Origin of the sequence: Pseudofrankia asymbiotica (genome assembly GCF_001983105.1) — a bacterium.
GTDB classification, from domain to species: domain Bacteria; phylum Actinomycetota; class Actinomycetes; order Frankiales; family Frankiaceae; genus Pseudofrankia; species Pseudofrankia asymbiotica.
Genome location: NZ_MOMC01000032.1, coordinates 71,800 through 87,012 on the forward strand (window position 1 = coordinate 71,800; position 15,213 = coordinate 87,012).

Consider the following 15,213-nt stretch of genomic DNA (forward strand, 5'->3'; position numbering starts at 1 on the left):
CGGCCGGGATCTGCTGCCAGCCGAGCGTTCCGCGGGGTGGTGGGACCGCGCCCTCCTCACGGAGGGCGCGGTCCCACCCAGGAGCTACTGGTCCGCTCCGTCGATCTCGCAGGTGAAGCCCTTCTCGTCGACGCCGCCGCCGGGGCTCCCGGCCGTGACCAGGCTCTCCTTGGCGTCGGCCGGCCTGGGCAGCGTCTCGGCGTCCGTGCCGATGTGGACCTTGCCGTCCCGCGTGATCGCCACGGGGGACCCCGGCTCCGCCTCGCCGACCAGCTGCCCGTTGTGGTAGATCTTCCCGTCCTTGACCTGGACGTCATCGACGGCCGGGTCGCCCGGGGCGGGGCAGGCCGTCGTGTGGCCGGTGGGGCCCTCGGAACCGGGCAGGACCCCGGCGGCGTTGGCGGCCGCGGTGCCCGAGCCGGCGAGCCCCAGGGCGAGCGCGCTGACGAGGATGACCCGACGAAGTTGCATGGCTTGGTACCTCCCGCTGTCTGGTCTGGCTTTCTGGCGCCCCTTCCTGGGGCGGGGCCAGACTCGCGCCCGCCGGCTGTGGGGTTCCTGAAGCCACCTGAAGTGATCTTCAGGTTGCCTTGAGGTCGCGTCCGGCACGCTGTGGCCATGCGAGTGCTGCTGGTGGAGGACGAGGAGCGGCTGGCCGGGCTGCTGCGGGGCGGGCTGGCCGAGGAGGGCTTCGCGGTCGACGTCGCGCACGACGGCCGCGAGGGCCTGTGGATGGCGACCGAGCACCGGTACGACGCGATCGTGCTCGACGTGATGCTGCCGCTGCTCAACGGCTATGCCGTGTGCCGCCGCCTGCGGGAGGCCGGCGACTGGACGCCGATCATGATGCTGACGGCGAAGGACGGCGAGTACGACGAGGCCGAGGCACTCGACACCGGCGCGGACGACTTCCTGTCCAAGCCGTTCTCCTATGTGGTGCTGCTGGCCCGGCTGCGCGCGCTGGTCCGGCGCGGCGGCCGGGAGCGGCCCGTCGTGCTGACCGCGGGCGACCTCGCGGTGGATCCCGCGGGGCTGCGCTGCCGCCGTGGCGACACGGAGATCGCGCTCACCCCGAAGGAGTTCGCCGTGCTGCACGCGCTCGCCCGGCGCCCGGGCGAGGTGGTCTCCAAGGCCGAGCTGCTCGAGCAGGCCTGGGACTTCGCCTACGACGGCGATCCGAGCATCGTCGAGGTCTACATCAGCGCGCTGCGCCGCAAGATCGACGCCCCGTTCGGCCGGTCGAGCCTGGTGACGGTGCGGGGCGCGGGATACCGGCTGGACGGGGGTGCCTGATGCGCTGGTCGGTGCGGCTGCGCGCGACGGTGCTGGCGACGGTAGTGGTGGCGCTGGCCCTCGGAACGGCGGGCCTGGTCCTGGTCCTCGTCCTGACGGGCAGCCTCGAGTCGGGCGCCAGCGCGGAGGCGGGGCGGCGAGCCGACGAGGCCGCCGTCGGCCTCACCCAGGTCAGCGAGGCGGGCGGCCCCGGTGACCTCCGGCCGGTCCTCACCACCACCGTCGGAGCCGACCCGGACGTACGGGTCGACGGCGTCACGGGCGGCCCGGGCCTGTTGGTGACGTCCGGAACCGGCGAGGAGGCCGGACAGGCCTGGCAGGCCGGCTACGCCACCGCCGAGCGTCTGGTCACCACCGCGGCCGGCCCCGTGACCGTGTCCGCGCGCGTCTCGCTCGGCCCGGCCCGCGCGGCCCTGAAGATGCTGCGCGACCTGCTTCTCGTGGGTTTGCCCGTCCTGCTGCTGCTCGTCGCCGGGCTGACCTGGCTGCTGACCGGGCGGGCGCTCGCCCCGGTGTCGGCGATCCGCGCGACGTTCGCCGACATCACGGCCACCGACCTGCACCGGCGCGTGCCGGTGCCCCGGTCGGGTGACGAGATCGCCCGGCTGGCGCGGGCGATGAACGCGACCCTCGACCGGCTGGAGCGGGCGGTCGAGCGGCACAAGCGGTTCGTCGCGGACGCCGCGCACGAGCTGCGCAGCCCGCTCGCGATCCTGCGCACCCGCCTCGAGCTGGGCCGGCGCGAGGCGCCAGGCCTGGTGGGTGAGTCGCTCACGGACGTGGACCGGCTCCAGGTGCTCGCCGCCGACCTGCTCCTGCTCGCCAGGCTGGACGCCGGCGAGCCACTGCGGGCCGACGAGGTCGACCTGGGCGAGGTGGCCGCCGAGGAGGCGTCGCGGCCGCGGCGGGCGGGCGTCCGGATAGCGCTGGACATCGCCCCGGACGTGGTCGTGGCCGGGTCGGCGGCGCATCTGCGCCGGATGGTCGGGAACCTCGTCGACAACGCGGTGCGGCACGCGGAGACGACGGTGACCGTGCGCGTCGTGGCGCCCGCGACCGTGCAGGTGTCCGACGACGGCACGGGCATTCCCGCCGAGCACCGCGAGTCGGTGTTCGGCCGGTTCACCCGGCTCGACGAGACGCGGGGGCGGGACGGCGGTGGCAGCGGGCTCGGCCTGGCCATCGCCCGGGACATCGCGCGCGCCCACGGCGGCACGCTGGTCGCGGTCGAGCCGGACGGCGAGCCGGGTGGCAACGCGACGGGAGCGCGCCTGCGGGCCGAGCTCCCGGCCGCGGCGATCGCGGTGTGGGCCGCGGCCGGACGGGGGCGTCACGCCCGGTGAGGGGGCGGCCCGCCACTAGGAGACTGCTGAACAAGTGGCGCCGACGGCCCGACTCATCCGGTTTTAGGCTCATATGTCGATCTGGGCAAACCGGGACGATCCCGGCGCGGTCTCGAGTTATTCAGCAGTCTCCTAGTACTACAGCCCCAGTGATCGCCGCGTGGTCTCTTCCCGGGGTGGCGGCGTGGCGGTAGGTGTGAGGCGGCCACCGCGTGGTTCTCCGTGGTTTTGTGAGAAACAACAAAGAGGCTGCGGTGGCCGCGGGTGACAGTGTAATCGGGGTGGACGTGGCGGTGTGGGAGGCGGGGCTTGAGGACCTGCTCGGCCGGGTCGCGGGCTGCTTCCCGAACGAGCAGCCGAGAGCGCAGGCCCGGGCGTATGTGGCGGGGCTGCTGTCGCGGACGGAGCGGAAGAACGGGTGGACGCTCGCGGAGTTCTCCCGGGATTCCGGGCCGCAGAAGATGCAGCGGTTGTTGAACGAATATGCCTGGAACGCGGATGCGGTGCGGGACATAGTCGCGGCGTATGTGGCCGAGAACCTGGTCGAGCCGGACGGGGTGCTGGTCGTGGACGAGACTGGATTCCTGAAGAAGGGTGACCGGTCGGCCGGGGTCCAGCGGCAGTATTCCGGAACCGCGGGGCGGATCGAGAACTGCCAGTTGGGCGTCTTCGCCGCCTATGTCTCTGGAAAGGGGCGGGCTTTCGTCGACCGGGAGCTCTACCTTCCGGCGAGCTGGACCGACGACCGGGCCCGGCGTGGGGCGGCCGGGGTGCCGCGCCGGGTCGGTTTCGCGACGAAGCCCCTGCTCGCCCTCGACATGATCCGCCGGTTCCGGCTGACCTGCCGGACGCTGCGCTGGGTCGCCGGGGACGAGGCCTACGGCGCGGATCCGGAGCTGCGGGACTGGCTGGAAGAACACCAGATCGGCTTCGTGCTCGGGATCCGCCGCGATCTGGAGGTGACCACGGCCGTCGGCCGCCGCCGCGTCGACGAACTCGCCGCCCCGGTCCCGAGCGACGCCTGGGAGATCTATTCGGCCGCGGACGGGTCGAAAGGCCCACGGCTGTATGACTGGGCGCTGGTCGACACGACCGACCGCGCCGGGTTCGAGAACCGTCCGCACCAGGTCCTCATTCGCCGTGGCCGTGACCAGAAACGCGAACTCGCGTTCTTCCTGACCCACAGCCCGACGCCGGTCCCGCTCGCGACTCTGGTCACTGTCGCGGGCCGCCGATGGGGCATAGAGGAATGTTTCCAGTCCGGAAAGAACGAGGTCGGCCTCGACCACTACCAGGTCCGGCTCTACCACGGCTGGTACCGACACATCACCCTCGCGATGCTCACCCACGCCTGGCTCGCCGTCACCGCCGCGAGAAGCCGCACCGATTCCCCCGCGGGAACACCGACGACGGCCGCCACCGGATACCAGCGCCTTTCCGACAGTATTCCAATCGCCGACCGGGCCGCCCCGGACAAGAACCTGATGATCCCGTTCACGCTCAACGAAATCCGTCACCTCATCGCGCTACTCCGCGAGGAGCACCTGCCCGCCGCGCTCGTCACCAAGTGGTCGAACTGGCGCCGACGCCACCAGGCGACCGCCCGCCACTACCACTTCCGCCGACGGATCCACGCCGCGCAGCCAGCCGCCACACCAGCCTGACACCATCCAACACCACTACAAGATCACTGTAACTGTAGTACTAGGGCACGTCGAAGACCGCCTTCCGCCAGTACGCGAAGAGCCCGTCGGTGACGGAGTTCCACCTCTCGCTCGAGAGGAGCCGGTTACATGGCCACTCCCGGTTATGACGGTGCTGTCCGCGGTTGCTGACGGTGGTGTACGAACTAGTTTCTTCTACACGTGAGTAGCTTTATTTCGTGGGCATGCCGCGGAGTACAGGGCCGTGTGCGGCTGATATGCCCGAAGCGGTGTCGCTGACCACGGCGTGGAACTTCGGCCGAGTCGCGGGATACGTTGCGTGACGGTTTCTCGGTAGAGCGGCGAAGCGTCCCGGGGATCAGAAGCCACTATCCCAGGGATGGCGCGGGACTGTATGCGGATTACTCAGGGAGATCTTTGCCGCCCGTGGGTTGCCGTGATGACAGRCCCTCGGCGGCTTTGGTGGCGCCCGGATCTCGGGCTGGTGGCCGAGTTGCCTGTTCATCGCCCTCGACCGGTACCGCCGGCCGGCACTTGACAATGGTGCGCCCTGCGTGTCACGCGCGCGGGCCTTCTGYATATGTGGCCAGCGGCGGCACTGGACGCCGAGTTTCCCTGGACAATCATCTCGCTTTTCGCCTGACGGTCCACTGATCTGTGCGTCACGATGGCGCCCGAGTTCCATCTCGTCTGCGCCAGTGCGGGGCGCCGTCGTGTTCCGGCGGCTCCCGGCTGGTTTTCGTTGCGCGTGCACGGTGTTGTGCCCGCGGCTTTCCCTGCCTTTTCTCTGCGGTTTTCACCTGCCCGAGGAGTCGGTGTGATGGTGGCCGCGTTCGTGCGCCGGTTCAGACCGCTGCGTGTTCTGTCCGCGCTGGTCGCGGCGGTGTTGGCGATGACGTTGGCGGAGTTCTCGCCGGCGTCGCGGGCGCCCGCGCGGGCTGCCTCGCCCGCCTCGCCGCCCCCTGCCGACGCCGGGCCGGCGGAGCGACCCGACATGGTTTCCGCGCAGGTGGCGGCGTGGGTCGAGAAACGGCGGGTCGAGGTGACGGGGCTGCGGACGGAGTCCACGTCGACGTTCGTGAACCCGGACGGGACGTCGACCCTCGATGCGTATTCGGGGATCCGTCGGGTTCGCCAGGGTGACGGCTGGGCCGATGTCGACACCACGCTGGTGGTGGACGGCGGTCGGGTGGTGCCGAAGGTGGCCAGCCGAAGTGGGTGAGCTGGAAGACCGCGGCATGGGCCGGGGGCTGGGCCGCGTTCGGGGCCTGCGTCATTGGGTCGGCGGGTTTTTGTATAGGCGCCGGGATCGCCGCCGCCGCGCTCTCGGCGACCGCCTCGGCCGGAGCCCGGCCTTCGAAGGCGTGGGCCAAGAGCTTCGCTGTGAACGTCACCGTCAATACTGTTGGCGGGATACTGGGGTGGCGTCTGGGCAAGGGCGGGATGGGTAGTTGGGGGTTCAAGGGGTCACGGCGCGCGAGCAGGACCCTGTGGGACCGGCTCGCCGGCTATTCCACGCACGCGCGCCGGCAGGCGTGGGGGGATGGGCCCTTCAGGCACAACGGGGCACCGCCTACTGCCAGGTCACCCACTCCTGCCCGGCTCGGCGTCCGTAGCGTACGTGATCGGGGACAACCATGGTGAGGTCGCGGTGAAACGGACCTGGTACAGCAGGGCGAACCGGATCAGTGGGTACCTGATCGTGACCTTCTGCTGGGTGATGTATCTCGTCTTCGCGGCTTTCCCTGACCAGCAGGACCCGGCTGGTCTGCTCCTGCCCTTTTTGATATTCTTTCCCATCTCCGTTCTCGCCTGGCTGTTCTTCATCCGGCCGGAGCTCGTCGCGACCGACTCTCAGGTGGTGATTCGGAACCTCCTCGTCCAGACCGGGATCCCCTGGGAGGCCGTGCGGAGTTTCGACGGCCGCGAAAAATATCTGAAAGTCGTGACCGCGAATCGTGAATATGTCGCCTTCGGCACCGAGATCGCCAATATCAGCCTGTTCAGATCTCGTACTCCGAACGAAAACGTCGCCGCTGAGCTGACCGAGATTCTGCGGCAGCGGAAGGCCCGCGATCCCGGCGACGGCATGATCATTCGGCGCCCGTTTCTCCCTGGCCCGAAGGTTCTGATCGGTCCGGCCCTCGTGCTGGCCGCCGGCTTCATCCTTTACTACGCATAGCCGCTGAACGCGGTGCCGACGCGCCGGGATTCCTAGGCGAACGCCGGAAGCACCTCGTGCTCGAACAGCCGCAGGCTCGACCACGCCAGCTCGGCCGGTATCCCGCCGCAGAGCGGATGGAAGTGGGCGAAGGGCACCGGCTTCGCCTTGAGCTCCTCGACGTACTGGTCAGGTGTCAGCACGCGGAACCGCCCGGCCGAGCGCAGCGTGTCGACATCGGGCACCGAGCGATAGGGGCTCGCGATGTCGTCCTGGGCCTGCCAGGCGCCGTACGCGTTCGTGTGGTGCAGGAAGTAGGGGCCTAGTTCCCGCCAGCCCTGCTCTGGATCCTTCGCCAGCGCCACGGTCCCGGTCGCGCCCGTCGGGCTGGAGCCGGGGTCCGGGCGCCCGAGCCGCTGGACCTCGTCGCGGTAGAACTCCCAGACCCGCGGGTCCGTGGGGACGAAACCGTCGGCGATCCGCGCCGCCCGCCTCGCGGCGGCCTCGCTGCTTCCCCCGAGTGAGATCGAGGGGCCGCCCGGCCGGAAGGGCGCGGGCGTGAGGTGCACGCGGCGACCGCGGTAGTCGAACGGCTCCCCGGCGAAGGCCGCCTTGAGTGTCGAGACCACCTCGGTGACCCGCCGGGGGCGCTCCTTCATCGGCACGTCGAACAGCGCGAACTCCTCGCGCACGTAGCCGGCGGCCACGACGAGGTCGACTCGTCCCCTGCTCAGGTTGTCGAGCACGATCAGGTCCTCGGCCAGCCGCAGCGGGTCGTGGAACGACGCGATCAGGGCCGCGATGGTGAAGCGCACGGTCGTGGTGCGTGCCGCCATCGCGGCGAGCATCGGGACCGGGCTCGGCAGGTAGCCGTCGGCCGAGCCGTGGTGCTCCGCGACGGTGATGGTGGTGCAGCCCAGCCCGTCCGCCCACTGCGCCATGTCGAGAGCGGCCGCGTAGCGGTCCGCCGTCGAGGTCTGGGCGAACTCCGGGTTGCGGAAGTCGAAGTGCAGGCCGAAGTGCATGGCGGCAGCCTAGGAGAGCGGTCGGCCATCGGCCATAGTTTGACTCGGTGTAATTCCTGCGGCGCGGCACCAGGCCGCGCCGCAGGTCGTTGCGGCAGCTGGGCGCGTCGGCCGGCATGCTCCGCCTCGTCAGCCGGCCCGTTCCGCCACGTCCGCCGCCGGTTCGATGCCCGCCGGTCCGCCGCCCGCCGGTCCGCCGCCCGCCGGTCCGGCGCCCAGGGCCGAGAGTCCGGCCGCGGCCGGGCCGTCGACGCTCGCCGGTGTCCGCTGTCGGGGTACGTCCGGGCCGTGGGCACTCACGTGCGGCAGCCGGCGGTCGAGCCACCCAGGCAGCCACCAGTTCGCCCGTCCGAGCAGGGCCATGGCCGCCGGGACGAGGACCATGCGCACGACTGTCGCGTCCAGCACGATCGCCACCGACAGGCCCAGGCCCAGCATCTTGACCAGCGGCGACGGGTCCACGACGAAGCCGAGGAACACCACCGTCATGATCAGCGCCGCCGACGTGATCACCCGGCCGGTGCCGGCCATCCCGCGGGCCACCGACTCGGCGTTGTCGCCGGTGGCGTCGTACTCCTCACGGATGCGCGAGAGCAGGAAGACCTCGTAGTCGATGGACAGCCCGAACAGCACCGCGAAGAAGATCGTCGGCATCGGCGAGGCGATCAGATAGGTGTCGTGCAGGCCGAACAGGCCACCGAGCCACCCCCACTGGAACACGGCGACGAGCACGCCGTAGGAGGCGCCGATCGACAGCAGGTTCAGCACGGCGGCCTTCAGCGGCAGCACCAACGAGCGGAACACGACCATGAGCAGCAGGAACGACACGACGATGATCGCCGCTATGAAGATCGGTAGGGTGTCGGTGAGCTGGGTGGTCAGGTCGTCGGTCATCGCGGTCAGGCCGGACACGGCGACGTTGCCGGGGACGAGGCCGCGGACGCGGTCGAGGGTCGCGGACGTCGCCGCGTCGGCGGGCTCCGTCGTCGGCACGGCGCGCAGCACCGCCGTGTCCCCGGCGGGCGACGCCCACGGCGCCTCGACGGTGACGATCCCCGGGTCGGCGTCGACCCGGGCGGCGAGCGCCGGCAGGTCGGCCAGCCGCGCGCCCGGCTCGCGCAGGTCGGCGACGAKCAGCAGCGGGCCGTTGACGCCCGGGCCGAAGCCCTCTGCCAGCAGGTCGTAGGCGCGGCGGTGCGAGGTGCTGGTCGCGTCGTCGCCCGCGTCCGGGAAGCCGGTCCGCATCGACAGCGCCGGCGCGGCCAGCGCCAGCAGCAGGACGACGGCGCCGAGCAGGTACGGCAGCGGTCGGCGGGAGACGCGGTGGGCGAAGCGCCACCAGGCGGTGTCCTCGGCGCGCCGGGCCGCCCCCCGGGCGCCCTCGGCGGCCCGGCGGCGGCGCGGCAGCCGGCCGGCGTCGACGCGGTCGCCGAGCAGCGTGAGCAGCGCGGGCAGCAGGGTGAGCGCGCTGGCCACGGCGAACAGCACCACCAACGCCGTGCTGAGCCCGATCGACGTCAGGAACCCGAGGCCGGTCACCGTCAGGGCGGCCATCGCGACGACGACGGTGCCGCCGGCGAGCAGCACGGCCGTGCCCGACGACGCCATCGCGTTCGACAGGGCGGCACGGTTGTCCTGGCCGCCGGAGCGGTTCTCCCGATACCGGGCGACGACGAACAGGGCGTAGTCGATCCCGACCCCGAGGCCGATCATCGCGCCGATCGTCGGCGCCGCGCCGGAGACGTCCAGGGCGTTCGCCAGCAGCGCCACGCCGCCGAGGCCCGCGGCGACGGTGACCAGGGCCAGCACGATCGGCACCAGCGCGGCCACGACGGTGCCGAACGCGACCACCAGCACGACCAGCGCGACCAGCAGGCCGACCGCCTCGGTGCTGGACGTCCCCGACTCGGCGTTGATGAACGCGGCGTCGCCGCCGAGCTCCGTCACGACGCCGGCGTCCCGCGCCGGCGCCAGCGCCGCGGTGACCGCCGTCAGCGTCGCCGGGTCGACCGCCTGCGCCGGCACGTCGAAGGTGATCTCGGCGAACGCGATCCGCCCGTCGGGGGAGACCGCGCCCGCGGCGAAGGGATCGGTGACGGCCGCGACGTGCTCTACGCGCCCGGCGCCGGCGGCCGCGGCGGCGACGGCCGGCCGCTGGGCGTCGACGCGCTGTCCCGCCGGCGCGGCGAACACCGCCAGAGCGCTGCCGCCGGCCGCCTCGGGGAACCGTTCCTCGAGCAGCTGCTGGGCCTGTTCGCTCTGGCTGCCGGGCGCTACCAGGTCGTCGACGAATGAGCCGCCGACGGTGCCGGCCAGGGCCAGCAGCAGGGCGGCGACGAGCGCCCAGGCGGCGATCGTGACCCTGGGTCTGGACGCGCTCGCGTCTCCGATTCGGCGCGTGAGCTGCTTCATGGCTGCGTTCTCCTGACGGGGAGTCGACGTGCGGACCGCGCGGTCGCGCCGTGGTCCGACTGTGCTGGTGAGAGGGGGTTGTCGTCTCCCGCCGGTGGACGGGCACGGCCGCCCGCCGCGAGGCGGACGCGGTGGCGCGAAAACCGCGCCGTTCTCCGCCTCACGGGGGAGACGGGAATGCGTCCGAAGGCTGGCGACCGGGCTTTCCCGCTCGAATACGGTGAGCCGATGCTCGCCTGTGTATTCGCGGCCGACCGCCGTCCCGCTCACGGATAAGCGATGACGACGAAACGCGCGCCACTCACCCTGGGACCGCCACCCGCCGCGCGGCGAAGGCTGCGGGGCCCGTTCGCCCGCTGGCCCCGCGCCGCGGACGCCACCCTCGCGCTCCTGGCCTTCCTGGTGACGGTGTTCGTCGTGGACGGCCCCGACAACAGCAGCACGGCGCGGCCGATCGGCGACGTTCCCGTGCTCGTCCTGGTGGTCGTCGCGCTGATCAGCCCGGCGTTGTACTGGCGCCGGCAGGCACCCCTGGTCGTGCTGTCGGTGTCCCTCGCCAGCTGGGCCGTGCTCATGGCCGGCAACGACGCGCAGCCCGCCTGCGAGACGATCCTCGCCCTGTACGCCACCGGGCGCTACGCCGAGCCGGACTGGCGCGGCCCCGCGGGCGCCGCCGCCGCCTCGCTGTTGTGCACCGTCGACGGCCTGGACGACCCGAGCGCCTGGTGGGAAGGGCCCGTGTTCGGCAGCATCGTCATGTTCGGCGTGTGGTACGTAGGCCGCCGGCTGCGGATGCGGCAGGAGCGCGTGGCCCAGGTCGCGCGGGAGGAGTTCGAGACGGCCCGCCGGATCGTCGCCGAGGAGCGCACCCGGATCGCCCGGGAGCTGCACGACGTCGTCGCCCACCGGGTGAGCCTCATGACGATCCAGGCCAGCGGGGCGCGGGCGATCGCCRCCGAGGACCTGCCGGCGGCGCTGCGGGCGATGGGCGCGGTCGAGGAGGCGGGCCGACAGGCGCTCGACGAGCTGCGCCACCTGCTCGGCGTACTGCGCCCGGAGTCGGGCCTGGACGAGCTGGGGCCGCAGCCGAGCCTCGCCGACCTGCCCCGGCTGATCGAGCAGGTCCGCCGGGCCGGTGTGGCTGTGACGCTGACGGCGGACCCACTGCCGGCCGGGCTGGCGGCCCGCACGGACCTGTTCGCGTACAGGATCATCCAGGAGGCGCTGACCAACGTCCTCAAGCACGCCGGTCCCGGCGCCCCGGCCCAGGTGCGGCTGTGCGCCGACCGCGCCGGCCTCGCCATCGAGATCCAGGACGACGGCGGGCACGTCGCGGGTTCGCCTGCGGCGCAGGCGGTGCAGGACGGCCCGGGCGGGCACGGCATCATCGGGATGCGGGAGCGGGCGCTGCTGCTGGGCGGGACGCTGGAGGCGGGCCCGCGCGTGGACGGCGGGTTCCGGGTGGTCGCCCGGCTGCCGATCGGAGGGGAGTCCGGGTGAGCATCCGCGTCCTGATCGTCGACGACCAGGCGCTGGTCCGCGGGGGCCTCGCCATGGTGCTGCGGGTGCACGGCGACATCGAGGTGGTCGCCGAGGCCGGGACGGGCCTCGAGGCGATCGAGGCGAGCCGGCGACACCGACCCGACGTGATCCTCATGGACATCCGGATGCCGGAGATGGACGGCCTGGAGGCGACGTCCCGGATCCTCGCCGCGGCGGACTGGGACGTCCGGGTGCTGATCCTGACGACGTTCGACCCGGACGAGTATGTGTACGAGGCGCTACGGGCTGGCGCGAGCGCGTTCGTGCTCAAGGACATCCCGGCCGACCAGCTCGCCGTCGCCGTGCGCACCGTCGCCGACGGCGGCGCACTGCTGGCGCCGTCGATCACCCGGCGGCTCATCAGCCGGTTCGCCGAGCGACGGACCGTGGGCCCGGTGGCCGCCGGCCGGGTCGAGCGGTTGACCGACCGGGAGCGCGACGTGGTGGTCGCCGTCGCGCGCGGGTCCAGCAACGCGGAGATCGCCAGGGAGCTCTTCATCGGGCCCGCGACCGTCAAGTCGCATGTGTCGAGCGTTCTCACCAAGCTCGGCCTGCGCGATCGTGCCCAGGTGGTGGTCTTCGCCTATGAGAGCGGCCTCGTCGAGGCCGGCGACCATGACATCGGGAGCTGAGCCGGAGCTGACTGGTCGGTCCCGCCGGCCATCGCGCCCACCGCGGGCGACGCTCGGTGGGCGTTGACGGGTATTCGCGCGGGTGTGATGCTGGAGGCGGTTCGGTCGTCGAGTCGGCGGCGGAGCGCTGGGATGTGAGTCACCGTCACTGACGTTCAGGGATTCCGACATTCGGGAATTCCGACGTTCGGAGTTTCAGGGCCGGTGGTTGACACCACATCGTTGCGTCGCTCGACCGCGTCGAGCCATGTCCAGATGGCTCTTTCGAAAGGTCGACAGGCGATGAAGATCGCTTTTGTGGGCGATGCCCACGGCTGTGTGCGTCACGCGTTGGGCGCGATGGTGCTGCTCCAGGAACGTCGCGGGATCCGGCTCGACGCCGTGATCCAGGTCGGGGACCTGGGGGCCTACCCGACGGTCGAGCGGTACGACGAGTCCAGCCGCAGGTTCGGGCGCGACCATCCCGCCCAGGGCGACTTCATCCGGCTGCTGGACCCGTCGCCGTCGTTCGCCGAGGGTGTTCGCCTCGCCCTCGGCCTGGTCCCGCCGGTGCTGTTCGTCAGCGGCAACCACGAGGACCACGAGTGGCTGGCCTCCCTGCACGAGGCGTCCGGGACCGAGGTCGTGCCGGTGGACCCGCTCGGCGCCTACCGCCATGTGGCCTGCGGAAGCGTGGTGGAGATCGCCGGGCAGCGGGTGGCGTTCCTCGGGCTGATCGAGGTCGAGGGCAGGATGGACCTGGACGAGTACGCCTACGCGCTGCTGATGGGTGCCGAGCCGGGCAGCGTCGACATCCTCGTCACCCACGACGGCCCGTACGGGATGTCCCGAGACTTCAGCGGGAGCGTGCAGGGCTCGGCGAAACTGACCCGGCTCCTCGAGCGCCTGCAGCCGCCCCTGCACGTCAGCGGCCACTACCACCATCCCAACGGCCCACGTGTCTACGGCCGCACCACCTCCTACGCGCTCGCCCAGCTGGTGCGCCCCAAGGTCACCCGCTGGGAGCCGGCGTCGACCAACCCCGGACAGCGGGTGACGGACGGGAGCCTCGGCCTGTACGACACCGAGACCGGCGACTTCACGTACCTCGACGACGAGTGGCTGGCCGAGGTCCGAGGCGACACGCTCGATCTCGCCGCCCTGGTCACCGCCACCGGCTGACGGCCCGTCGGCCAGCGGGGTTCGCCGTTCGCGTGGGCCCGCCCGCGACCGCGCGTCGCGGGTCCGCGGTCCGCTCAACGGCCGTGCGTCGCGAACGCGCGTACCGACAGTGGGATGAACACCGCGAGCAGCAGGACGGACCAGGCCAGCGCCGCCGTGACCGGATGTTCCAGTGGCCAGGCGACGGCGGCGGTCCTGGGCACCTCGTTGCCGAAGAGGTGGCGGGCCGCCGCGGCGACGGCGCTGATCGGGTTCCATTCGGCGATGACCCGCAGCCAGGCGGGCATCCCGGCGGTGGGTACGAACACGTTGGTGACCATGGCGAGCGGGAAGACCAGCACGGACAGCTGCGCGGCGGTGTCCTCCCGGCCGATGGCCAGCCCGAGGCCGACGCCGATCCAGTTCGTCACGAACCGGAAGAGCAGGAGCAGCGTGACACCGGCCGCCGCGTGGGACAGGCCGTCGTGCGCGCGCCAGCCGAACGCGAGCCCCAACCCGAGCAGCATGGCCAGGACGACGGCGCTGACCACCAGGTCGGCCGCGGTCTGCCCGAACAGCGCCGCCGCGCGGGAGATCGGCATCGTCCGCAGCCGGTCGGTGACACCGCGCCCCGCGTCGCGGGCCGCGCCGGTCATGCTCGGCATGATGCCGTTCGCGGCGATCAGCGTGAACAGGCCCGGCATCAGGTACTCGCGGTAGCCCGCGTCGCCGGGTACCTGGATCGCGCTGCCGAAGATGTAGCCGAAGATGAGGAGCATCGTCAGCGGCGCCAGCAACGAGGCCGCGATGAGTCCCGGCGAGTGCCGGTAGTAGAGCAGGACGCGCAGCGCGAGAGCCCATGCGTCGGAGACCGCGAACCTTGCCCGTCCGGCGAGGGAGACCGGCGGGAGGCTGCCCAGCGGCGCGCCGGTGGCTCCGAGCGGGACGAGGGCGCTCATGGCGCCGCCGCCGCGGCGGCGCGGCCGGCCGCCGGCTCGTCGGACGCGGTGCGTCCGGTCAGGGCGAGGAAGACGTCGTCCAACGACGGATGTCCCAGCGCGACGTCCAGAGCCCGCACGCCGGCGGCGTTTAGGTCCCGGACCAGCCCGGGCAGGGCGATCGGGCGACCGGGATCGCTGACCGCGATCACCCGGCGCTCGGCCTCGTCGCGGACGGGCTCACCGCCGGTGAGCGCGGCGAGCACCGCGGCGGCCGTGGCGAGCTGGGCCGCGTCCGCCAGGGTCACCTCGACCCGGGTGCCGATGGCGGCCTTCAGCGCGTCCGGCGACCCGGAGGCGATGAGACGGCCGTGGTCGAGCACGGCGACGTCGTCGGCGAGCCGGTCGGCCTCGTCGAGATACTGCGTGGTGAGCAGGACCGTGGTGCCGTCCGCGACGAGCTCCCGCACGATCTGCCAGATGTCGTTACGGCTGCGCGGGTCGAGCCCGGTGGTCGGCTCGTCCAGGAACAGCACGGCGGGGCGGACGACAAGGCTCGCGACCACGTCGAGACGCCGCCKCATGCCGCCGGAGTAGGACCGGACCAGCCTGTCGGCGGCGTCGAGGAGCCCGAAGCGTTCCAGCAGCTCGTCGGCCCGCCGGGCGGCCCCGCGGGCGCCGAGATGGTGCAGCCGTCCGATCAGGCGCAGGTTCTCCCGGCCGGTGATGCCCTCCTCCACGGCCGCGTGCTGGCCGGCGAACCCGATCCGCCGGCGCACCTCGTCGGGGTGACGGACGACGTCGAAGCCGGCGACATGGGCACGACCGGCGTCAGGGCGGGTCAGGGTCGCCAGGATCCGTACCGCGGTGGTCTTGCCCGCGCCGTTGGGCCCGAGCAGCCCGCACACCGTGCCGGCGGGAACGGCCAGGTCCAGGCCGTCGAGGGCGAGCGTGGCGCCGAAACTCTTGCGGATGCCCTGGATCTCGACGGCCGCGCGGTCGGGGGAGTCGGGAGAGCTGGGGGGTGGGCTCATGGGCTCACCTTTCTAGGTACACCGTACGT

The 15,213-nt window shown here is 72.1% G+C and carries 13 protein-coding genes; 8 read left to right on the plus strand and 5 right to left on the minus strand.

The genetic code is table 11. The features are described from left to right. Positions 1 to 84 precede the first annotated feature (84 nt). On the minus strand, positions 85 to 471 hold the full coding sequence (locus BL253_RS16895) for a hypothetical protein (RefSeq protein ID WP_076818018.1): 387 nt from the start codon (positions 469 to 471) through the stop codon (positions 85 to 87). Positions 472 to 618: 147 nt separating this feature from the next. On the opposite strand from BL253_RS16895, the gene BL253_RS16900 reads away from it, so the two are divergent. The 5 genes from BL253_RS16900 (at position 619) to BL253_RS16920 (ending at position 6,482) form a co-directional block, all read left to right on the plus strand. Continuing rightward, on the plus strand, positions 619 to 1,293 hold the full coding sequence (locus tag BL253_RS16900) for a response regulator transcription factor (protein ID WP_076818116.1): 675 nt from the start codon (positions 619 to 621) through the stop codon (positions 1,291 to 1,293). Beyond that, entirely contained in the window at positions 1,293 to 2,636 is a 1,344-nt protein-coding gene (locus tag BL253_RS16905) for a sensor histidine kinase (protein WP_076818020.1), read from the plus strand. Before BL253_RS16900 ends, BL253_RS16905 begins: the two co-directional genes overlap by 1 nt. Positions 2,637 to 2,923: 287 nt before the next feature. Continuing rightward, on the plus strand, positions 2,924 to 4,300 hold the full coding sequence (locus BL253_RS16910) for an IS701 family transposase (protein WP_081438394.1): 1,377 nt from the start codon (positions 2,924 to 2,926) through the stop codon (positions 4,298 to 4,300). 820 nt (positions 4,301 to 5,120) lie between these two features. Beyond that, positions 5,121 to 5,522 carry a hypothetical protein gene (locus tag BL253_RS16915; protein ID WP_076818023.1) on the plus strand — a complete coding sequence of 134 codons (402 nt, stop codon included), beginning with the start codon at positions 5,121 to 5,123 and terminating at the stop codon, positions 5,520 to 5,522. Positions 5,523 to 5,921: 399 nt separating this feature from the next. Beyond that, positions 5,922 to 6,482 (plus strand): PH domain-containing protein, encoded by a 561-nt coding sequence (locus tag BL253_RS16920; RefSeq protein ID WP_076818025.1) that lies wholly within the window; start codon positions 5,922 to 5,924, stop codon positions 6,480 to 6,482. 32 nt (positions 6,483 to 6,514) lie between these two features. On the opposite strand, the gene BL253_RS16925 is transcribed toward BL253_RS16920, so the two are convergent. Both BL253_RS16925 and BL253_RS16930 read right to left on the minus strand, forming a co-directional pair. Beyond that, positions 6,515 to 7,486: an LLM class flavin-dependent oxidoreductase gene (locus tag BL253_RS16925; RefSeq protein ID WP_076818026.1), complete on the minus strand. Its 972-nt coding sequence runs from the start codon at positions 7,484 to 7,486 to the stop codon at positions 6,515 to 6,517. A gap of 129 nt (positions 7,487 to 7,615) precedes the next feature. Then, the gene (locus tag BL253_RS16930; protein ID WP_081438385.1) at positions 7,616 to 9,898 is read right to left on the minus strand and encodes an MMPL family transporter; all 2,283 of its coding nucleotides are present in this window, start codon (positions 9,896 to 9,898) and stop codon (positions 7,616 to 7,618) included. Between the two features lie 279 nt (positions 9,899 to 10,177). Between BL253_RS16930 and BL253_RS16935 the strand changes: the two genes are divergently transcribed. The 3 genes from BL253_RS16935 (at position 10,178) to BL253_RS16945 (ending at position 13,233) form a co-directional block, all read left to right on the plus strand. Then, positions 10,178 to 11,398: a sensor histidine kinase gene (locus BL253_RS16935; protein WP_076818028.1), complete on the plus strand. Its 1,221-nt coding sequence runs from the start codon at positions 10,178 to 10,180 to the stop codon at positions 11,396 to 11,398. Then, a complete protein-coding gene (locus BL253_RS16940; RefSeq protein WP_076818030.1) occupies positions 11,395 to 12,072 on the plus strand; it encodes a response regulator in 678 nt (225 codons plus the stop codon). The genes BL253_RS16935 and BL253_RS16940 overlap by 4 nt, the downstream gene beginning before the upstream one ends. Before the next feature lie 282 nt (positions 12,073 to 12,354). Further along, on the plus strand, positions 12,355 to 13,233 hold the full coding sequence (locus tag BL253_RS16945) for a metallophosphoesterase family protein (RefSeq protein ID WP_076818031.1): 879 nt from the start codon (positions 12,355 to 12,357) through the stop codon (positions 13,231 to 13,233). A gap of 74 nt (positions 13,234 to 13,307) precedes the next feature. Here BL253_RS16945 and BL253_RS16950 read toward each other — a convergent pair whose 3' ends face one another. Together BL253_RS16950 and BL253_RS16955 are read right to left on the minus strand one after the other, a co-directional pair. Continuing rightward, positions 13,308 to 14,171, minus strand: coding sequence for an ABC transporter permease (locus BL253_RS16950; protein WP_081438387.1), 864 nt, complete (start codon positions 14,169 to 14,171; stop codon positions 13,308 to 13,310). Continuing rightward, positions 14,168 to 15,184, minus strand: a complete 1,017-nt coding sequence (locus tag BL253_RS16955; protein WP_076818033.1) for an ATP-binding cassette domain-containing protein — start codon at positions 15,182 to 15,184, stop codon at positions 14,168 to 14,170. The genes BL253_RS16950 and BL253_RS16955 overlap by 4 nt, the downstream gene beginning before the upstream one ends. Positions 15,185 to 15,213: the final 29 nt, after the last annotated feature.